Source organism: Streptomyces sp. NPDC054872, assembly GCF_053610705.1.
On sequence record NZ_JBSGYY010000021.1, the window covers coordinates 1 to 19,380 of the forward strand.

The following is a 19,380-nucleotide window of genomic DNA, read 5'->3' on the forward strand; positions in this document are numbered from 1 at the left end:
GGCCCCGGAACCGATCGGTTCCGGGGCCTTCGTCATACGGTCCGTACGTCTACGTACGCCGGAGATCTCAGATGCGCACCTGGACGGCGCGGCCGAGGCGGTCGTGGAGGCCGCGGCCGTCGCGGTCCCAGATCAGGGCGGGGACGGCGACGCAGAGCAGCACGCTGCGGATCAGGACGCGGACGATGCCGAGCCGGCCGCCGCCCTCGGCGATGACGCGCAGCCTGAAGAGGGCCTTGCCGGGCGTGCAGCCGACCGTGCCGACCGTCAGGACGGTCATGACGAAGAAGATGCCGAGGGCCCAGTTGCCCATCGCCTGCTGGTCACCGCGAGCGAACAGGCCGTATGCGATGAGCATGCACAGGGCCCAGTCGACGACGATGGCGCCCATGCGCCGTCCGGGCCGCGCGATCGATCCCGGCCCCTCCTCCGGCAGGCCGAGCTGCTCGCCCCGATATCCGAAGTCGACACCCGCGTCCTCTGCGGCCGCACGAGGGCCGGAGAGCCACGATCCGATTGCTTGCCTGTTGTCCACCCGTCCACGGTACTGCGCCCGATTTCGTACGAGGACGGGCGGGGTAGGGCGAATGACACCTGACCTGAACCCGCCTCGGTTAACTTCCGCGAAACAAATGGGTCATGCTTGAGAAATCCCCCGTCCCTATGGTCGGGTCCCAGCGTGTGCCACCGCACTGGCCGCACAACGAGCTGCAACCCCGTCCCCGCCTGGGGGTCGGGAGTAGGAGGAGTTGGATGTTCCAGAACGCCGACGACGCAAAGAAGTTCATCGCGGACGAGGACGTGAAGTTCGTAGATGTCCGGTTCTGCGACCTGCCCGGAGTGATGCAGCACTTCACGATCCCGGCAGCGGCGTTCGACCCGAACGAGGAGCTGGCGTTCGACGGGTCGTCGATCCGCGGCTTCCAGGCCATCCACGAGTCCGACATGGCGCTGCGCGCGGACCTGTCGACCGCCCGGGTCGACCCCTTCCGCCGCGACAAGACCGTCAACATCAACTTCTTCATCCACGACCCGATCACGGGCGAGCAGTACAGCCGTGACCCGCGCAACATCGCCAAGAAGGCCGAGGCCTACCTCGCGTCCACCGGCATCGCGGACACCGCGTACTTCGGTCCCGAGGCCGAGTTCTACGTCTTCGACAACGTCCGCTTCCAGACGTCGGCGAACGAGAGCTTCTACCACATCGACTCCGAGGCCGGCGCCTGGAACACCGGTGCGGTCGAGAACAACCGTGGCTACAAGGTCCGCTACAAGGGCGGCTACTTCCCCGCCCCGCCGGTCGACCACTTCGCGGACCTCCGCGCGGAGATCTCCCTGGAGCTGGACAAGAACGGCCTCCAGGTCGAGCGCCAGCACCACGAGGTGGGCACGGCGGGCCAGGCGGAGATCAACTACAAGTTCAACACGCTGCTCGCCGCGGCCGACGACCTGATGCTCTTCAAGTACATCGTGAAGAACGTCGCCTGGCGCAACCAGAAGACCGCGACCTTCATGCCGAAGCCGATCTTCGGTGACAACGGCTCGGGCATGCACGTCCACCAGTCGCTGTGGGCCAACGGCGACCCGCTGTTCTACGACGAGCAGGGCTACGCGGGCCTCTCGGACACCGCCCGCTACTACATCGGCGGCATCCTCAAGCACGCCCCCTCGCTGCTCGCCTTCACGAACCCGACGGTGAACTCGTACCACCGCCTGGTCCCGGGCTTCGAGGCACCGGTCAACATGGTGTACTCGCAGCGAAACCGCTCGGCTGCCATGCGTATCCCGATCACGGGCTCGAACCCGAAGGCCAAGCGCGTCGAGTTCCGCGCGCCGGACCCGTCCTCGAACCCGTACCTGGCGTTCTCGGCGCTCCTGATGGCTGGCCTGGACGGCGTCAAGAACAAGATCGAGCCGCCGGAGCCGATCGACAAGGACCTCTACGAGCTGGCTCCCGAGGAGCACGCGGGCGTCGCCCAGGTCCCGACCTCCCTCCCCGCGGTCCTCGACGCCCTCGAGGCGGACAACGAGTACCTGCAGGCGGGCGGCGTCTTCACGTCCGACCTGATCGAGACGTGGATCGACTACAAGCGCACGAACGAGATCGCCCCGATCCAGCTGCGCCCGCACCCGCACGAGTTCGAGCTGTACTTCGACATCTAAATCGCGAGGTCGGGTGAGCCCGACGCCGTGTCAGCGTGGACAGTGGGGCCGTCTCCCGGAACGGGAAGGCGGCCCCGCTGTTGTGTGGGTCTCGCGTCGGCACCGGCTAGTGTCGCTCCCGTCTCCCTGCCCCACGATCAGCCCCTGCCTAGGTGAGCCGCACATGAACGAAAAAGTGAGATTCCCGAGCGTCGTCGGCCCCCAACTGGCCGGGGTGATCGACCTGCCGGAGGGCGAGGTCCGGGGTTGGGGGCTCTTCGCGCATGGATTCACCCTGGGCAAGGAGTCGCCGGCTGCCTCGCGCGTCTGCAAGCAGCTGGCACGCGAGGGGATCGGCATGCTGCGCTTCGACAATCTCGGGATCGGGGATTCCGAGGGCGACTGGGGGGACGGTTCCTTCACCGTCAAGGTGCAGGACACCGTCCGTGCCGCGGCCTTCATGGCGGAGCGAGGGACTCCGGTGGATCTGCTGGTGGGGCACTCGTGGGGAGGTGCCGCCGCGATCGCGGCCGCGCACGAGATTCCCGGCCTCCGCGCGCTGGCCACGATCGCGGCGCCCGTCGATCCCAGTCACGTCGAGCGGCAGTACGACTCGGTCCTCGATCGTGTCCTCAGTGACGGGGCGCACGAGTGGTTCGTCGGTGGGAGGACTCTGGTTCTCAAGCGTGCCTTCGTCGAGGACGTGCGCCGGGCTCACCTGCGCGACCGGATCGGTGAGGTGGACCTTCCGCTCCTCGTGGCGCATTCGCCCACCGACTCCACGGTCGACATCTCCAATGCGGCGGAGATCTTCCAGGAGGCACGGCACCCGCGAAGCTTCATCTCGCTCGAAGGCGCGGACCATCTGCTGACCGCGCGAGGGCAGGCACAGCGGGCCGCTCACATCATCAGCGCCTGGGCCGACCAGTACCTCGACGAGCCACGGCCCCAGTAAGCGGCATCTCGGACGACTGAGAACTCGGGCAACCAGGGCCCGTGTTCAACGTGATTCACCCTGCTCCCAGGAAGCGTGCAGGTGAGCCGACTTCTGGCGCTCCGGGTCGTACGCGAGCCGTTGTGACAGCCGACGGCAGGCGTCGACGAGTTGGGGTGGGCGGATCTCCGTGAGGCCGGCGTCGAACGTGGCGAGGAGGCCGGCGACGCCGGCCCAGGACCAGGCGCCGAGGGTGAGGCGGCAGTGGCCGGGGTCCAGGTCTTCGATGACCGAGCCGCCCGGGGCCCAGCGGGCGACGACGGTGGCGGGCAGGTCGAGCCGGGCGCTGCCCGTACAGGGCCACTCGGCGAGCGTGTCGCCCCGGTCATGGCTGTTCATGACGAACGGGGCGAGGCCTTCCGCGGGCGGCCGGCGGGCGGCGAACCCTTGTGTCGTCGGGCGGACGCGCAGCCCGTCGACCCGGTGGACCCGCCAGGCTCCGTCGGTGAGGTCGTAGGCGACCAGGTACCAGCGAGCGGCCCAGACGACCAGATGGTGGGGCTCGACACGGCTGGTGCCGTCAGCCCCCGGAAGCTCGACGACGAGCTCGTGGCGGCGCCGCACCGCGGCCCCCACGACCGTCAGCACATCCGGGTCGATGGGCGGCCCCGGAAACTCCCAGTAGTTCCGCAGCCTGGTCAGCCGCAGCGACTCCATCGACGCCCGCAGCCGCGCAGGCATCACCTGTTCGAGTAGCGCGAGCGCCCGCGCCGCGTCGTCACCCAGGCCGAAGACCGTACGGGGAGCGGTCTGCAGTGCCACCGCCACGGCGAGCGCCTGGTCCTCGTCGAACCGCAGCGGCGGGAGCGCGTGCGCGGCGCCGAGCCGGTAGCCGCCGTCGGGCCCGTGGACGGTGGTGACCGGGTAGTCGAGCTGCCGCAGCGTCTCGATGTCGCGGCGGACGGTGCGCTCGCTGACGCCGAGCCGTTCGGCGAGTTCGCGCAGCGGCCACTGCCGGCGCGTTCCGAGCAGGGAGAGCAGCCGCAGCGCGCGCCGTGAGGTGGTCGCCATCGCCCCAACGTAGGCCAGTACTGGCCACTCGGTGTCCACCACCCCTGCCAAGGTCGTCAAGGAAGGAACGGCGCCGAGGGATGCGGGGAACGAAAGATGCGGGTCGTGGTGGTCGGTGGCGGGATCGGTGGCCTCGCGTTGGGCGCGGGGCTGCGCCGACGGGGGTACGAGGTGACGGTGTTCGATCGCGACACCGACGTGACGGTGACCGGGGGCTACCACATCACCCTGCACGCACAGGCGCAGGCAGCCCTGCGGAAGCTGGTCGCGCCGCGGACCGTGGAGCGGCTGCTCGCGTCCGCCTCCGCGCTGCGGCTGCGCGACCGCGACGTGCTGTGGGACCGGCACGGCCGGATGATCGGGCGCGGCCCGGATCTCAGCGACGAGTCCGGAGTGGACATCGACCGCGTCACCCTGCGCACGCTCCTCGCCGAGGCGGTCGGCGACGACCTCCGGTTGGGGCGCAAGGTCACCGGCGTCGGGCGGGGCGCCGACGGCACCCCCGAGGTGTACTTCGACGACACCGATCCCGTGCCGGCCGATCTGGTGGTGGGCGCGGACGGCGCGCACTCCTTGGTCGCCCGGTACTTGGCCGGCGGTCCGACCAGCAGCCGGGCAGGCATCGTCGGCTTCTCCGGCCGGACACGCCGCGAGGACCTGAGCCCGAGCGAGCAAGAGCGCCTGGGGCCGCGCTCCAGCCTCGCGTGCGGGCCCCGGGGCGCGGCTCTGTACGTCGGCTTCCTCGACCCGGTGGGCAACGCCGTCCTCGACGCCCCCGAGCTGCGGGCGGCCGTCACGAGTGGCCCCACCTACATCTGGGGCGCCATGCTCCCCGAATCCGCGGCGACCGATGCCCTGCGCGAGCTGCGCGCCGAAGACCTGCAGTCCGCTCTCCTGGCCTGCTTCCGTGAACGCGGCTGGTCCAGGCGCACCCTCGACGTCATCACCGCCGCCGTCCCGCACACCGTGGCCGCGTACCGCTTCCACGCCGCTTCGACCCGGGCCAGGGATCTCGCCCCCTGGCCCGCGGGCCGGATCACCGCGCTCGGCGACGCCGTTCACGCGACACCGCCGACCGCCGGCATGGGAGCCGGCGCGGCCATCCGCGACGCCGCCGCCCTGGTCGACCAGCTGTGCGACGTCACCGATGGCACGACCGAACTCACCGTCGCCGTCAGCCGGTACGAGGCGGGGATGCGCCGGCGCGGCAGCGAGGTCCTGACCCTGGCCATGCGGACGGTCGGCTGGATCCGCGCGACGGACACCCCGCTCGGTGCGGCCGCCACCCCGGTGGTCACGCGCGTTCTGGCCGCCGCCCACCGCCTGCGCCGCTGAGGTTGACGCCTGCGTCACCGGTGGGTGGGTCGCCGGCCGCGGCTGAAGGGGCGACGGTATTTCGGGCGACCCGGGGCGGGGGCGCAGCCTACGATCGCCCTCTCATGGGGGCGATGAACGGGGGCGCGGTGGGGATGAGTTGGTTCGACGGGGGTAGGGAGGCCGAGCTGCTGCGGGTTGTCCGCGGGGCTCCCTTGCGGGAGGTGCTCGATGTCTCGGAGCCTTCCGCCTGGATCGCGTTCGATGCCGACGTGCGCGACATGTATGCGCGGTGGGACGCGTTGGAGCCCGGTGAGAGTCGGACCGCCCTCGATCTGTGCGCCGGCGACGGCCGGGTGCGCGAGGCCGCGTTGCGGCGGGCCGCGGCGTATCCGGTGCTTCTGCCGCTGGTCGTCATCCGCTGTGCCGACTGGGCCGCGCCCGTACGGGAGAAGGCGCGCGGCCTGGTGCGTGAGGCGCTGCCCGGGCTCGGCACCGCGGAGCTGGCCGCGCTCGCGCCCGTGTTGCTGCGGGTGGGGCGCCGGGATCGCGGGGTCTTCGGTGTCGGGTTGATGCGAGAGGTCGTCAGTGGGGCGGCGGGCCGCGCACGGCTCTTGTCGTTGCTCGGACACGGGGATACCGGAGTACGCCGCTTCGCCCATCGCATCGCCGTCGACGAGCACGTCCTGCCGGTCGCCGAGCTGGCCCGTACCGCCGCCCTCGACAGCGATGTCGTCGTGCAGAACCTCTGCGCCGACGCCGCACTCGCGGGCGTGAGCATGGGTGAGCGCCTGGACGAGCGGCCTGATGAGCGTGCGTACGGCGACGTCGTCCTGCCGTTGCTCGCGGCGCGCAGCCCCCGTGTCCGGTCCGCCGGGGTCACCGCTCTGCGGCGCGTCGGGCGGGCGGAGGAGGCGCGGTCGTATCTCGTCGATCGTTCGGCGCTCGTGCGGGCCTGTGCCCGTTACGTGCTGAAGCAGGCGGGCTCCGATCCGTTGCCGCTCTACCGGGAGTGGTGCGCCGAGCCCGACGACCCGGCTCTGCCGCCCGGCGCGGCCGTCGGTCTCGGCGAGTGCGGTGCGCGTGCGGACGCCGCGTTGCTGCTGCCGCTGCTCGGGCATCCGGTGGCCGCGGTGCGGGCGCGTGCCGTGGCCGGGCTGCGGGTGCTCGACGTCGCGGCCACCGAGCGGCTGCGGCCGCTCCTGGACGACCCCGCGCCCGCCGTCGCCCGCGAGGCCTGCGCGGCGCTGCTGCCCTGCGCGCGGCAGCTGCCCACCGAGTGGTTGACGGCGCGTATCGGGCCCGAGCTGCCCCGGCCCACCCGTGTCGCCGCCTTCCGACTGCTCTGCGCGCAGGGCGGTGCTGTCCAACTGGGCGCCGCCACCGCCCTGTTGGAGGACGCCGACGCCAAGCTCAGGTTCCGGGCCGAGCAGATCGTCCGGGGCCGCTGACACGGGCGGCGCGGGGTTCAGGCGCGCAGGAAGCGGATCGACGGGTAGGTCTCCGCCGGGTGTCGCGTGACTTCCGCCCGTACCCCGTACACCTTCGCGATCAATTCCTCCGTGATCACTTCGGACGGTGTGCCCGACGCGTGTGCCGCTCCCTCGCGCAGGACCAGGACGTGGTCGCAGAACATGGCCGCCAGGTTGAGGTCGTGGAGGGCGATCACACTGGTCAGGGGGAGGTCCGCGACCAGGGCCAGGAGGTCGAGTTGGTGGTGGATGTCCAGGTGGTTCGTGGGTTCGTCCAGGAGGAGTTCCCGGGGTGTCTGCGCCAACGCCCTCGCTATCTGGACCCGTTGGCGTTCGCCGCCGGAGAGCGTGTGCCAGGACTGGGCCGCACGGTCGGACAGGCCCGTGCGGGTCAGCGCCTCCCGTACCGCGTCCTCGTCCTCGGGGGTCGGCAGCGACCACGCCCTGCGGTGCGGGATGCGGCCCAGTCGTACGACCTCCTCCACGGACAGCTCGACCTGCGTGGTGGCGTCCTGGTCCACCACCGCCACCCTGCGCGCCACCGTGCGGCGGCCCACGTCCCGCAACGGATCGCCGTCCAGCGTGACCACCCCTGACGTCGGGGCCAGCACGCCCGCCAGGATGCGCAGGAGGGTGGACTTGCCCGAGCCGTTCGGGCCGAGGAGTCCGACCGTGGCGCCGGGGGGCGGCGCCAGGGTCACTCCGTCGATGATGAGGTGGCCCGCGGCTGTCCTGGTCACGCGGTCCGCCCGTAGGCCCGAGTCGGTGTGCGGGGTCATGTGGTCTTCCTCGTGCGGTAGAGGACCAGGACGAACGCCGGGACGCCGATCAGCGATGTCACCACCCCCACGGGGACCTCCTGGGGGTCGAGGACCGTGCGGGCCAGCGTGTCCACCCACACAAGGAACACCGCGCCCGCGAGCGCCGTCACCGGGAGCAGACGTGCGTGCCCGGAGCCGACCAGGGCACGGGCGGCGTGCGGCAGGACCAGGCCCACGAAACCGATGGCGCCCGCGCTGCTGACCAGTGCCGCCGTGAGCAGGGCCGTGGTGGTGAGGAGGAGCAGCCGGATACGGGTCACGTGGACGCCCAGCGTCGCCGCCGCGTCCTGGCCGAACGCGAACGCGTCCAGGGTGCGGGCCTGCGTCAGGCAGACGGCGAGGGCCACGAAGAGCACCGCCGCGCACAGTGCGACGTCCGTCCAGCCCACCCCGCTCAGCGAGCCGAGCAGCCAGAACAGGACACTCCGCGTCGTCTCCGCGTCGCCCGACGTCAGGATCACGAACGAGGTGAGCGAGGAGAAGAGCTGCATCGCCGCCACCCCGGAGAGCACCACCCGGTCGGTGCTCCCGCCCAGGGTGTGGCTGAGCAGCAGCACGAGCGCGAACGAGACGAGGGCCCCGGCGAAGGCGCCCGCCGAGACCGACACCACTCCCCCGCCGACCCCCAGGACGACGATCGCGACCGCGCCCGTGGACGCCCCCGAGGAGACGCCGAGCACGAAGGGGTCGGCGAGCGGGTTGCGCAGGAGGGACTGGAGGACGGCTCCGCAGACCGCGAGGCCCGCGCCGCAGACCGCCGCGAGGAGCGTGCGCGGCATGCGCAGGTTCCAGACGATGCCGTCCCGGATGGGCGTCAGCTTCGCCTCTCCCCAGCCGAGGTGCGCCGCGACCGCCGACCACACGTCGGGTACGGAGATGTCCGCGGGGCCGATGGTGACGGCCACCGCCACGGAGAGGGCGAGGGCGGCGAGGCCGGCCGTCCGGAGCAGGGCGGAACGTATGCCGCCCGGGGCGGCCGTCCTCACTTGGCGAGGCCGAAGTCGAGCAGTGCGGCGGCGACTTGTTCGATGCCGTCCACCGTGCGGATCGTCGGGTTCATGGCCTGGCCGCTCAGCAGCACGTACCGCTTCTTCTTCACGGCGGTCAGGTTCTTGGTGACCGGGTTGGACTCCAGGAACTCGATCTTCTTCTTCGCGCTCTCGGCCGTCTGCGACTTTCGGGTGAGGTCGCCGATGACCAGGACGTCCGGGTCGCGGTCGGCCACCGTCTCCCAGTTGATCTGGGGCCACTCGTCGCGGGTGTCGTCGAAGACGTTCCGCACGCCGAGTTCGCGGGTGATGATGCCCGGGGCGCCGCAGCAGCCGGCGATGTAGGGCGCGTCGGAGTTGGCGAACCAGTAGAGGAGCGACGTGTCGGCCGCCTTGCCGTCCTCGATGGTCTTCGTGGCCTTCGCCACCCGGCCCTTGAGGTCGGCGATCAGCCGTTCGCCGCGCTTGTCGACCCCGAACGCCTTGGCCAGGCCCCGCACTTCGCCGTAGACCGTGTCCATGGTCAGCGTCTTGACCCGCTTGCCGTCGCCGTCGCCGCTGTTGTCCTTGCCCGCGCAGTCGGAGGGCGAGACGTAGGCGGGTACGCCGAGTTCGGTGAACTTGGCGCGGTCGGCGACGCCGCCCTTGCTGACCGTCGCCACGAAGGAGGCGGTGACGAAGTCCGGTTCCTGGGCGAGGACCTTCTCGAAGGAGGGGTAGCGGTCGGCGAGCCGGTCGACCTTGGCGTTGTCCTTCTCCAGGCCCTTCAGCACCGGGTCCGTCCATGTGCCGGTGCCGGCCATGCGGTCCGCGAGACCGAGGGAGAGCAGGATCTCCGTGGAGCCCTGGTCGAGGGAGACCGCTCGCCGCGGCGGCGCCTTGATCTCCGCCTTCTCGCCGCAGGAGGTGAGGGTCAGCGGGTAGCCGGCGGCCCTGTCGTCCGCGGTGGACGTGCCGGGGGTCCCCGATGAGCCGCCGCAGGAGGTCAGGGTGACGGCCAAGGCCGTGGCGAGAAGAGCAGCCGTACGTGCACGACGGGTGGTGGAGGACACGAGATCCCTTGAGTCTCACGGCTCATACGCGGAGCCTGGCCTGCTTCGTCACCTCCGCCGCCCGGTGTGCGGACGAAGGTGCCAGCAGGTCTTCGGACTCGGGGATCGGCCGGGCGGGGCGCCTTCCCAGGCGTCCGTGGACGCCCAGTGGCCGTGGCCCCGCCCGTTCCCCCTCACCGCTGCGCGTCAGTTCCGGATTCGCACCGGATTCCCTGGCCCTGGTGTGGGTTGACTGGCGTGCGCAAGCTATCACGCGAGGTCAGGACGGCTGCTGGGGCCTCGGTGCGCCGCGGTAGGTGCCGAAGGACCACTTGTTGCCCTCGGGGTCGGCGATCGCGAACTCCCGGCTGCCGTACGGCTGGTCCTCGATCTCGCGGATGATCTCGACGCCCGCGGTGCTGAGCCGCTGGTAGAGGTCGTCCACGCGGTCGGTGACGACGTACGCGCCGAAGGTGCCGGGCTTCAGGCACCAGTCCTGGGACTTCTCGTCGTACGAGCCGAGCATGATCGCACCGCCCTCGGGCCAGTCGAGCTCGGCGTGCGCCACGCGGTCGCCGTCCTCGTAGACGGCGGTGCGCAGGAAGCCGACGGTGCCGACCAGGAAGTCGATCAGCGCGGGGGCGTCGTGCGCCTGGAGGGTCGGCCAGACCGCGGGGGCGCGCTCCTCGGAGGCGGGAGTGGAGGCGGGCAGGGGCTGCTGGTTCTGCTTCTCGGTCGTGTTCATGAGTCCTACTCTTCGCCCCCGCCATAGCTCCCGGCTTGGATATTCCGGCACTCTTCGGCCAGCCAGGCGCTGGGGCTCGCACCGGTGTACTGCCGGAAGTCCCGCACCAGGTGGGAGTGGTCGTAGTAGCCGCAGTCGGCGGCGACGCGGGCCAGGTCAGGGGTCGCGCCCGCCGCGACGGGGCGTACGACGGCGTTCCGTGCGCGCTGGAAGCGCATCAGGCGTCCCGCCTGCTTGGGGCTCAGGCCCGTCTCGGCGCGGAAGAGGGTGGTGAGGCGGCGTTCGCTGAGCGCGACGTGCCGGGAGAGTCCGCGCAAGGTGCCCACCCCGCGGTGCCGGGCCAGCCAGGCCCAGGCCTCGCCGACCTCGGGGCGCACGGAGCCGGCGGAGGTGTCGGCGGCCGCGCGCTGCCTCAAGTAGGCGGACAGGGAGGCAAACCGCTCTTCCCAGCCGCCCTGCTCGCACAGCAGCTCCCGCAGTTCGGCGGCGCGGCGCCCCATCACCTCCGCGCCGGGTGTCACCAGCTCACCGGCGAGTTCCGCCGCCGGTACGCCGAACAGGGCGCGGGCGGCCAGCGGGTGCACGGCGAGCTGGATGCCCGCCTCGTGCTCGGGCCGTACGACGTACGCCGGGGACTGGTGCAGGCCGCCGAGGACGATGTCCGTGCGGTCGGCGTCGCGGCCGCCCGCCTGCTCGGGGGTGCGGCCGGTGACGACGGGGCCGTCGAGGGAGAAGATCAGCGTCAGGTACGGGGACGGCAGGCCGCGGTGCAGGCCCGGCCGCTCGCCGAGCGTGCGGTAGCCGACGGCGGACACCACCATGCCGTCGAGCCGCGGGGCGGCCCGCACGAACTCCCGGGAGACGGTCTCCATGCCTTCCAGTATGCGACGGACGGCGCTCCGGAGCAGGCCCGGAATCAGGGCGTGCGTCCATCTCCCCTACCCGCGCGCGCAGGTCCCATGCCCGTTCCGTCCGGTGATGTCGATCATGGGAATCCCTGGCGTGACCTCATACGATGACCCGCCGCTCCGGACGGGGCGCAGACCGCTCTCAGGGGGCACGGAACCATGGCATCAAAGGCAAAGGGCAAGCTGGCCGTCATCGGCACGGCGGGCGCGCTCACCGCGGCCGTTCTGGCGGGGACGGCGCTCTGGCCGAGCAAGGACGCGACGGCCGCGGACGCCTCCGCGAAGACGGCGAGGACGGCGAAGGCCGCGACGTCCGAGCTGAAGCACTGGCCGAAGCCCGTCGCGAAGAAGCTGGGCAAGGTCATCGCGAAGAACGAGGACAAGGGCGCGTACGCCGTCTTCGACGCGGACAACACGACGTACCGCAACGACCTGGAGGAGTCCCTCCTGCCCTTCCTGGAGATGAAGGGGGTGCTGACCCGCAAGTCGATGGACCCGTCGCTGAAGATCATCCCCTTCAAGGACACGGCGAAGCACAAGGAGAGCCTCTACAGCTACTACAACCGGCTCTGCGAGGTCGACGACCAGGTCTGCTATCCGTGGGTCGCGCAGATCTTCTCCGGCTTCACGCTGAAGGAGCTCAAGGGGTACGTCGACGAACTCCTGGCCCACGACAAGCCGATCCCCGCCGAGTACTACGCGGACGGGAAGCTGACGAAGACCGAGGTGAAGCCGCCCGAGTTCTTCACCGGCATGCAGGAACTCCACAAGACGCTGCGCGAGCACGGCATCGAGGTCTACGTCGTCAGCGCGGCCAGCGAGGATCTGGTGCGCATGGTCCTCTCCGACCCCAAGTACGGCTACGACGTGAAGCCCGAGAACGTCATCGGTGTCGGCCTGCAGCTCAAGAACCGCAAGACCGGCGAGGTCACCAGCTCCCGCAAGGAGATCGCGGAAGGCCGCTTCGACCAGAAGAAGCTCGCGGGGCATGAGCTGACGCCGCACCTGTGGGCGCCCATGACCTGGTTCCAGGGCAAGCCCGCGGCCATCAACACGTACATCGACGAGTGGAAGAAGCCCGTCCTGGTGGCGGGCGACACCCCCAAGAGCGACGGGCCGATGCTGTTCCACTCGGCGGACGTGGAGCACGGCGGAGCACGGGTCTGGGTCAACCGCAAGGACTCGTACATGAAGGAGCTGGACGGGATGAAGCGCGAGAACGCCGACCGGCAGCGGGAGCTCGGCCAGAAGGTCACCGCGGACAAGCGGTGGCTGACGGTGGTCCCGGACGAGATCCGCTAGGCGTTCGCGGCTCCGTCCCCGCCCTCCCGCCCCGCGGCGTCGATCAGGCCCGAGGAGATCGCCTCGGTCAGCGCCGCGTGGTCCCGGGCGTTCTGCGCGCTGTACAGCAGCGCGAAGTCCGCCATCGCCCGGTCGAAGGTGTCGCCGCCGCCCAAGTAGGCGGCGATGGCTATCCGGTCGCCGGAGCGGGCGTGGGCGCGGGCCAGGGCCGTGCCGCAGAGACCGGCGTAGGCGCGCAGTTCCGCGGGGGACATCGACTCGACGTCGGCGGAGCCCTTCATGTCGCGCAGTTGGCGCCAGTAGAAGGCACGGCCACGGGGTCCCGTCATCCAGCCGAGGAAGATGTCGCCGGCCGCCTGGAGGAGCCGCTGGCCCGCGACCACCCGGTGGCCGGGGTGGACGTACGGGCCCGCCGGGAGGTGTTCCTCGACGACCGAGCGGACCGCCTCCTTGATCTGGAGGAAGAGCGGGTCCCCGACGTCGCGCCCGGCGAGGAGCACGAGATAGCAGCGGGTGCCGACGCTGCCCACGCCGACGACTTTCCGCGCGGCGTCCACGAAGTGGTAGCGGTCCAGGAGGAGTCGGCGCTCCTCGGAGAGCGTGGAGCGGTAGTCGCCGAAGATCTTGCGGAGCGCGGCGAGGTCCGGGGCGCTCACGGGTTCGATGAGTGGTGGGTCGTGGATGATGCGGCGGACGCCGGGAGCTCCGTCGACCTTCTCGGTCAGCTTGCCGAGCGCCTGAAGACTCGTGCGGCGGCGGGCGCGGTCCATGGCGCTCGCCGCGCGCTTGCGGTGGCCCGCGGAGCCGATGAGCGGCAACAGGTCGCGTGTGTCGGTCCGTTCGTACCAGACGGCCAGTTCCCCGAGTCCGGCAAGACGCCTCATGGAGGTGCGGTACGCCGCCACCGCGGCGAGGCAGGCCGCGCGTGCCGCACCCCGCGGGTGGCCGTTGTCGCGGGATGCCACGGCGACGCTCGCGGCCAGGCGTTTGACGTCCCACTCGAAGGGGCCGGGCCAGGTCTCGTCGAAGTCGTTCAGGTCGAAGAGCAGGGCCCGCTCCGGTGAGGCGAACAGGCCGAAGTTCAAGAGGTGCGCGTCGCCGCAGAGCTGGACCGTCAGACCGGTGTCCCACTGGGCGGCGAGGTCCCCCGCCATGACGGCTGCGGCGCCCCGCAGGAAGGAGAACGGGGAGGCCGCCATGCGGGCGTACCGGATGGGCAGCAGCTCCTGGACGCGGTCCGCGCCCTGCCGATCGAGGACGGCCAGCGGGTCGGCGCGGTCGGCGGAGGGTATCCACACCCCGTGCGAGGAGCGGGAGGCACGCTTGCGGGCGGCTTTGCCCTGGCGGGCACGCTCTTGCGGAGTGGTCATCGCCCCTCGCCCCTCTCCGTCGGCGGCACCCGGCAACAGCCTCCCCTCAGGAGCAGCCAATGCCGCCTCCGGCGCGTACGCATGCCGAGTACGCCGAACGGGTGACCTGACCGGCGGTGTGCCGGTGATGTGCCGGTTGTGTCGGGACCTCAGCTTCCGCCAGCCACCGCCCATGCCGCCACCCTCTTGGCCAGCGCTTCTCCGGCCCGCGTCCACACGAAGTGGTCGAGGCGGGCGCCCGCCTCCCGCACGGAGTACCGCAGGCGGGTGACGCGGGCCGCGGGCACCTTGCCGACGAGGTGGTCCAGGGCGGCCACGGGGGCCCAGGTGTCGCCCTCGACGGAGACCGCGAGGACGGGCAGCGTGAGGGTGCGCAGGGCCGCCTCGTAGTCGTGCGGGGAGCCTGGGGACGAGTAGCGGCCGGTACGCCCCTGACGTGCCCAGTCGCGCATGACGCCCTTGGGCTGGTTGCCGCCGAAGCCGAGCCGGGCCCCCGGCCACCGGCCGAGCAGCGTCGACGTGGCCGCGGCGAACAGCTCGCCGATGAGCAGCAGGGGCCCGCGCAGCGGACCGTACGCCCGGAACCAGACGGAGCCCGAGGCGACGAGGGCGACTCCGTCGACGCCGGGCCCGACGCCCAATGCCGCGTGCACCAGGCCGAGTTGTCCGCCCAGGCTGTGGCCGAGGAGGTAGAGCGGTGGCCGGGGGCCCAGTTCGGCACGTATCGCTTCGACGACCGCGACGAGGTCCCGCTCCACGATCGTGCCGTATCCGTGGTCGAGGGCGTCCGCGTCCGTCACGCGCGGGGTGCTCTCGCCCTGCCCCCGCATGTCCACGGTCAGGGCGGTGAGCCCCTGGGCGTTCAACTGGCGTGCGAACGCGCGGTAGTAGCGGGCGGGGGTGCCCATGGCGGGGAGGATCAGGACGGCCGGCGCGGGGCGGGGCGATGCCTCGCTGCCGCGCAGGCCGCGGACGGGAAACCGTGCCCCGTCCGGGAGTTGGGCGGTGACGAGCAGCGGCAGCTCGTCCGCGGGCTCCTGCTGGGCGGGGGCGGTTTCCGGCTGAGTCATGCGGACAGCATGGACCACGCCCACGGGCGGCGGCCCTGGGGCCCCCGCCCGTACGGCGCGCGTCGGCTCAGCGGCTGTACCGCATGAGGGCGCGCACCATGTGGCAGGTGATGTCCGACGGCGGGTGGATGCCCACGTCCTCCGCCATGCTCCGGATCCTGGTGTTGTTCGCTTGGTTCGCCAGATAGACGCCGGAGTCGAGCAGGGCTATTGCAAGGCGCATGGCCTTCAGGCGCCGGTTGTGCGTGATGTACCACTCGCGCGGCCGGCCGGCCGGGAGCGGTCGCTTCTCCAGTGGTGCGTACGTCGGGTCGATGAACACGGGCCGGGAAGCGTTGCGCTTCGACTTAGATGTGAGTGCGGCAGCGGGCACAGGCATCCTCCTGTCGCGATCAGGAACCCCCGTCGGGAACCCTCGAACATTGCTTCAATTCTACTGCCAGGCACTGACAATCGCCGCTGGCCAGACGGCCTTTGAGGCCGTGTGACGGATGGGTCGCGGGTGGGTCGCGGGTAGCGTGTACGGCATGGAGATCTGGATCAATCCCGCCTGCTCGAAGTGCCGCGGCGCGCTCACGCTGCTCGACGCCGAGGGCGCCGACTACACCGTCCGCCGCTACCTGGACGACGTCCCCACCGAGGAGGAGATCCGCGCCGTCCTGGAGCGGCTCGGCCTGGAGCCGTGGGACATCACGCGCACCCAGGAGGACGCCGCCAAGGAGCTGAACCTGAAGGACCGCGCGGCCTGGCCGCGTGACGCCTCGGGCCGCGACCGCTGGATCACGGCGCTCGCCGAGCACCCCAGGCTCATCCAGCGGCCCATCATCACCGCCGACGACGGCACCGCGGTGGTGGGACGGACGGAGGAGGCGGTACGGGACGCGCTGTCCCGGTCGGCCACCTGACCCGGGCGGCGGCGCACGCGGGGCGACGGCCGTGCCGTACCGGCGTGAAGCGGGCCACATCCACCGCAGGTAACACGGGGTTCACATGCGAGCAATGGACGGGAAATCGCGCGTTGGCAGGCTGCGCGACATCACCACGGCACCGCAGCACCCGCACGTTCTGCGCCGTACCGAGCATTTAAAGGATGGCCCCCGTGACCTTCAAGGCTGAGTACATCTGGATCGACGGCACCGAGCCGACCGCCAAGCTCCGTTCGAAGACGAAGATCATGACGGACGGCGCCGAGCTCCCGAACTGGGGCTTCGACGGATCCAGCACGAACCAGGCCAAGGGTCACGCATCCGACCGCGTGCTGAAGCCGGTCTTCACCTGCCCGGACCCGATCCGCGGCGGCGACGACGTACTCGTGCTGTGCGAGGTCCTCAACACGGACATGACGCCGCACGAGTCCAACACCCGTGCCGCGCTCGTCGAGATCGAGGAGCGGTTCGGCTCGCAGGAGCCCATCTTCGGCATCGAGCAGGAGTACACCTTCTTCGAGGGCGACCGCCCGCTCGGCTTCCCCGTCGGCGGCTTCCCCGCCGCGCAGGGCGGCTACTACTGCGGTGTCGGCGCCGACGAGATCTTCGGCCGTGACATCGTCGAGGCGCACCTGGAGAACTGCCTCAAGGCGGGCCTCGGCATCTCCGGCATCAACGCCGAGGTCATGCCCGGCCAGTGGGAGTTCCAGGTCGGCCCGCTCGCGCCGCTCGAGGTCTCCGACCAGCTGTGGATCGCCCGTTGGCTGCTCTACCGCACCGCCGAGGACTTCAAGGTGTCGGCCACGCTCGACCCGAAGCCGGTGAAGGGCGACTGGAACGGCGCGGGCGCGCACACGAACTTCTCGACGAAGGCGATGCGCGAGGGCTACGACGCGATCATCACCGCCGCCGAGTCCCTCGGTGAGGGCTCCAAGCCGATGGACCACGTCAAGAACTACGGCGCGGGCATCGACGACCGCCTCACCGGCCTGCACGAGACCGCCCCGTGGAACGAGTACAGCTACGGCGTCTCGGACCGCGGCGCCTCGGTCCGCATCCCGTGGCAGGTCGAGGTGGAGCAGAAGGGCTACATCGAGGACCGCCGTCCGAACGCGAACGTCGACCCGTACGTCGTGACGCGCCTGATCGTCGACACGTGCTGCGCCGCCCTGGAGAAGGCCGGCCAGGTCTGATCACGGTGTCCGCACGTGCCTCGCACGTTCCCGGAGGGGGCGTCCACCGAACCGGTGGGCGCCCCCTCGGGCATGGCGGCCTGCCGGAGGGAGCGACCCCGGCCCTCCTCATCTGCTTCAATGGACTCATGGACAGCCACGGGAACAACGCGACGGGTCGTGATCACGACCTGGAGCCGTTCTGGCCTTCCCGTCAGCACCACGACTTCGACCGGGTGTGTTGCCGCGCGATGAACGCGCAGGCCCGCTAAAGCCGTTCACCCGGCCTTCGCCTGACGCGCACGACGTACGTACGTCCTTCGACGACTGACGACTCCTTCGCGCGAAAGAGCTGACTTCCATGGCGAACTCCCGTTCCTTCCCTGCCTCCACCGCTTCCACCGCCACCGTGACGGCCGCCGTCCCGCCGCAGGCCGCCCCCGGCCGTGGGCGGCTGCGAGCCGTCGCCCCCGACGAGGTGGCGCAGCTCACCGACTTCCTGCCGCCGGGCGCGACCTGGCTGCCCGCGCCCCAGCACACGCTTCCCACGCTGCCGGGACAGCCGCCGATGATCGGCTACCTGGTCCTCGTACCGGCCGGGCAGGAGCCGGTGGCCGCTGCCACTGCCCCTGCCGCACCCGAGCCCCGGCAGACGTCCGGCGGTCCCGTGTGGATCGACGGGGTGCAGCGTGCGGCGCGGGTCGACGACCGCCCGCTCGACCTCACGTACCTGGAGTTCGAGCTGCTCGCGCATCTCGTCGCCCACCCGCACCGGGTGCACACACGTGACCAGCTGGTCACCACGGTGTGGGGCTACGGGCATGTGGGCGACGGGCGCACCGTGGACGTCCACATCGCGCGGCTGCGGCGCAAGCTGGGGGCCGAGCACCGCCGGACGATCCAGACGGTGCGGCGGGTCGGCTACAAGTACGCACCGCCTGCATCCCGCTGACCTCCCGTTTCTCGGGGCGGGCCGGGCTCTGCCGCCAGCAGAAACCGGTTCCCCCGACGGCGGTGAGCGGGCAGAGTCTGCGGCATGAGACTTCTGATGCTGGGCGGTACGCAGTTCGTGGGACGGGGCGTCGTCGAGGCGGCGCTCGCGCGTGGCTGGGAGGTGACGGTCTTCCACCGCGGGCACCACGAGGCGCCCACCGGCGCGGTGTCGCTGTTCGGTGACCGTACGGCGGAGGGCGGCCTCGACGCGCTCGCCGCCTTCGACGGCGAGTGGGACATCGTCGTCGACACCTGGTCCGGGGCGCCGCGCGCCGTGCGGGAGACGGCGCGGCTGCTCGCGGGGCGGGCCGGGCGCTACGTGTACGTGTCGAGCGCGTCCGTGTACCGGTATCCGGGGGTGGCGGGTTCGGACGAGAGCTACCCGCTGGTCGAGGGCGATCCCGACGCGGATTCGGTGGCGTACGCGGAGGACAAGCGGGGCGGCGAGCTCGCGGCCGTCGCGGAGTTCGGGGCCGAGCGCACGGTGCTCGCCCGCGCCGGACTGATCCTCGGTCCGTACGAGAACGTCGGGCGGCTGCCGTGGTGGCTGAACCGGGTCGCGCGGGGCGGGCCCGTACTGGCGCCGGGGCCAAGGGAGTTGGACCTTCAGTACATCGACGTGCGGGACCTCGCGGAGTGGGTCCTGGATGCCGCTTTCGCGGGTCTGCACGGCCCGTACAACGTCATCTCCCCCATCGCGCACACCACGATGGAGGAGTTCCTGGAGGCGTGCGTGGCCGTGGCGGGCGCGCCCGACGTGGAGCTGCGGTGGACCGACCCCGCGGTGATCGCCGAGCACGGCATCGAGCCGTGGTCGCAGCTCCCGGTGTGGCTCCCGCCGGGCGAACTGCACGACACCATGCACCGCACATCGACCGGCAAAGCGGTGGCCGCGGGGCTCCGTGCGCGGCCCGTGGCGGAGACGGTCGCGGACACCTGGGCCTGGATCCGGTCCCTGGACGGGGTTCTCCCGCAGCGCCCGGACCGCGGGGCCAAGGGCGTCGACCCCGAGGTGGAGGCGAAGGCCCTGGGCCTGTAGCAAGAAAACGGGGCGGTGGCCTGACCGGTAGATCCGGCCGGGCCACCGCCCCTTCAGGGGCGCGGGGAACTGCGCGACGAG

General features: G+C 71.3%; 20 protein-coding genes and 1 riboswitch. Of the genes, 10 read left to right on the forward strand and 10 right to left on the reverse strand.

Annotated features, from left to right (window positions below; all coding sequences use genetic code 11):
* Positions 1-67: 67 nt before the first annotated feature.
* Positions 68-535: an RDD family protein gene (locus ACWGIH_RS24620; protein ID WP_453451430.1), complete on the reverse strand. Its 468-nt coding sequence runs from the start codon at positions 533-535 to the stop codon at positions 68-70.
* Positions 536-753: 218 nt separating this feature from the next.
* Between ACWGIH_RS24620 and glnA the strand changes: the two genes are divergently transcribed.
* Positions 754-2,163, forward strand: a complete 1,410-nt coding sequence (gene glnA / locus ACWGIH_RS24625) for a type I glutamate--ammonia ligase (protein WP_365822919.1) — start codon at positions 754-756, stop codon at positions 2,161-2,163.
* Positions 2,164-2,326: 163 nt separating this feature from the next.
* Positions 2,327-3,097, forward strand: a complete 771-nt coding sequence (locus tag ACWGIH_RS24630; protein ID WP_453451428.1) for an alpha/beta hydrolase family protein — start codon at positions 2,327-2,329, stop codon at positions 3,095-3,097.
* A gap of 45 nt (positions 3,098-3,142) precedes the next feature.
* Here ACWGIH_RS24630 and ACWGIH_RS24635 read toward each other — a convergent pair whose 3' ends face one another.
* The gene (locus ACWGIH_RS24635; protein WP_453451427.1) at positions 3,143-4,147 is read right to left on the reverse strand and encodes a helix-turn-helix transcriptional regulator; all 1,005 of its coding nucleotides are present in this window, start codon (positions 4,145-4,147) and stop codon (positions 3,143-3,145) included.
* A 96-nt stretch (positions 4,148-4,243) separates the two neighbouring features.
* Here ACWGIH_RS24635 and ACWGIH_RS24640 point away from each other — a divergent pair, with 96 nt between their 5' ends.
* Together ACWGIH_RS24640 and ACWGIH_RS24645 are read left to right on the forward strand one after the other, a co-directional pair.
* The gene (locus ACWGIH_RS24640) at positions 4,244-5,482 is read left to right on the forward strand and encodes an FAD-dependent oxidoreductase (protein WP_453451426.1); all 1,239 of its coding nucleotides are present in this window, start codon (positions 4,244-4,246) and stop codon (positions 5,480-5,482) included.
* A 104-nt stretch (positions 5,483-5,586) separates the two neighbouring features.
* On the forward strand, positions 5,587-6,912 hold the full coding sequence (locus ACWGIH_RS24645; RefSeq protein WP_453451425.1) for a hypothetical protein: 1,326 nt from the start codon (positions 5,587-5,589) through the stop codon (positions 6,910-6,912).
* A 17-nt stretch (positions 6,913-6,929) separates the two neighbouring features.
* Here the strand turns inward: ACWGIH_RS24645 and ACWGIH_RS24650 are convergent, their stop codons facing one another.
* From ACWGIH_RS24650 to ACWGIH_RS24670, 5 genes are all read right to left on the reverse strand, one after another.
* On the reverse strand, positions 6,930-7,712 hold the full coding sequence (locus ACWGIH_RS24650; RefSeq protein WP_453451424.1) for an ABC transporter ATP-binding protein: 783 nt from the start codon (positions 7,710-7,712) through the stop codon (positions 6,930-6,932).
* Positions 7,709-8,740, reverse strand: coding sequence for a FecCD family ABC transporter permease (locus ACWGIH_RS24655; RefSeq protein WP_453451423.1), 1,032 nt, complete (start codon positions 8,738-8,740; stop codon positions 7,709-7,711). Before ACWGIH_RS24655 ends, ACWGIH_RS24650 begins: the two co-directional genes overlap by 4 nt.
* A complete protein-coding gene (locus tag ACWGIH_RS24660; RefSeq protein ID WP_453451422.1) occupies positions 8,737-9,795 on the reverse strand; it encodes an ABC transporter substrate-binding protein in 1,059 nt (352 codons plus the stop codon). Before ACWGIH_RS24660 ends, ACWGIH_RS24655 begins: the two co-directional genes overlap by 4 nt.
* Before the next feature lie 66 nt (positions 9,796-9,861).
* A riboswitch (cobalamin riboswitch) is annotated at positions 9,862-10,047 on the reverse strand.
* Positions 10,048-10,054: 7 nt separating this feature from the next.
* Complete coding sequence (locus ACWGIH_RS24665) at positions 10,055-10,519, reverse strand: VOC family protein (protein WP_453451421.1); 465 nt, start codon at positions 10,517-10,519, stop codon at positions 10,055-10,057.
* A gap of 5 nt (positions 10,520-10,524) precedes the next feature.
* Positions 10,525-11,391 carry a helix-turn-helix domain-containing protein gene (locus ACWGIH_RS24670; RefSeq protein WP_453451420.1) on the reverse strand — a complete coding sequence of 289 codons (867 nt, stop codon included), beginning with the start codon at positions 11,389-11,391 and terminating at the stop codon, positions 10,525-10,527.
* 195 nt (positions 11,392-11,586) lie between these two features.
* Between ACWGIH_RS24670 and ACWGIH_RS24675 the strand changes: the two genes are divergently transcribed.
* Positions 11,587-12,729 carry a haloacid dehalogenase-like hydrolase gene (locus ACWGIH_RS24675; RefSeq protein WP_453451419.1) on the forward strand — a complete coding sequence of 381 codons (1,143 nt, stop codon included), beginning with the start codon at positions 11,587-11,589 and terminating at the stop codon, positions 12,727-12,729.
* Here ACWGIH_RS24675 and ACWGIH_RS24680 read toward each other — a convergent pair.
* The 3 genes from ACWGIH_RS24680 to ACWGIH_RS24690 form a co-directional block, all read right to left on the reverse strand.
* A complete protein-coding gene (locus tag ACWGIH_RS24680; protein ID WP_453451418.1) occupies positions 12,726-14,099 on the reverse strand; it encodes a DUF2252 domain-containing protein in 1,374 nt (457 codons plus the stop codon). The genes ACWGIH_RS24675 and ACWGIH_RS24680 overlap by 4 nt on opposite strands.
* A 149-nt stretch (positions 14,100-14,248) precedes the next feature.
* Positions 14,249-15,169, reverse strand: coding sequence for an alpha/beta hydrolase family protein (locus ACWGIH_RS24685; protein WP_453451417.1), 921 nt, complete (start codon positions 15,167-15,169; stop codon positions 14,249-14,251).
* A 67-nt stretch (positions 15,170-15,236) separates the two neighbouring features.
* Positions 15,237-15,542, reverse strand: coding sequence for a hypothetical protein (locus ACWGIH_RS24690; RefSeq protein ID WP_361045748.1), 306 nt, complete (start codon positions 15,540-15,542; stop codon positions 15,237-15,239).
* Positions 15,543-15,696: 154 nt separating this feature from the next.
* Here ACWGIH_RS24690 and ACWGIH_RS24695 point away from each other — a divergent pair, with 154 nt between their 5' ends.
* From ACWGIH_RS24695 to ACWGIH_RS24715, 5 genes are all read left to right on the forward strand, one after another.
* Positions 15,697-16,074, forward strand: a complete 378-nt coding sequence (locus ACWGIH_RS24695) for an arsenate reductase family protein (protein ID WP_453451416.1) — start codon at positions 15,697-15,699, stop codon at positions 16,072-16,074.
* Positions 16,075-16,268: 194 nt separating this feature from the next.
* Positions 16,269-17,288, forward strand: a complete 1,020-nt coding sequence (gene glnII, locus ACWGIH_RS24700; protein WP_363208351.1) for a glutamine synthetase — start codon at positions 16,269-16,271, stop codon at positions 17,286-17,288.
* Positions 17,289-17,416: 128 nt separating this feature from the next.
* Entirely contained in the window at positions 17,417-17,539 is a 123-nt protein-coding gene (locus tag ACWGIH_RS24705; protein WP_453451415.1) for a hypothetical protein, read from the forward strand.
* A gap of 89 nt (positions 17,540-17,628) precedes the next feature.
* Positions 17,629-18,219, forward strand: coding sequence for a winged helix-turn-helix domain-containing protein (locus tag ACWGIH_RS24710; RefSeq protein ID WP_453451414.1), 591 nt, complete (start codon positions 17,629-17,631; stop codon positions 18,217-18,219).
* A gap of 84 nt (positions 18,220-18,303) precedes the next feature.
* Positions 18,304-19,299: an NAD-dependent epimerase/dehydratase family protein gene (locus tag ACWGIH_RS24715; RefSeq protein ID WP_453451413.1), complete on the forward strand. Its 996-nt coding sequence runs from the start codon at positions 18,304-18,306 to the stop codon at positions 19,297-19,299.
* Positions 19,300-19,380: the final 81 nt, after the last annotated feature.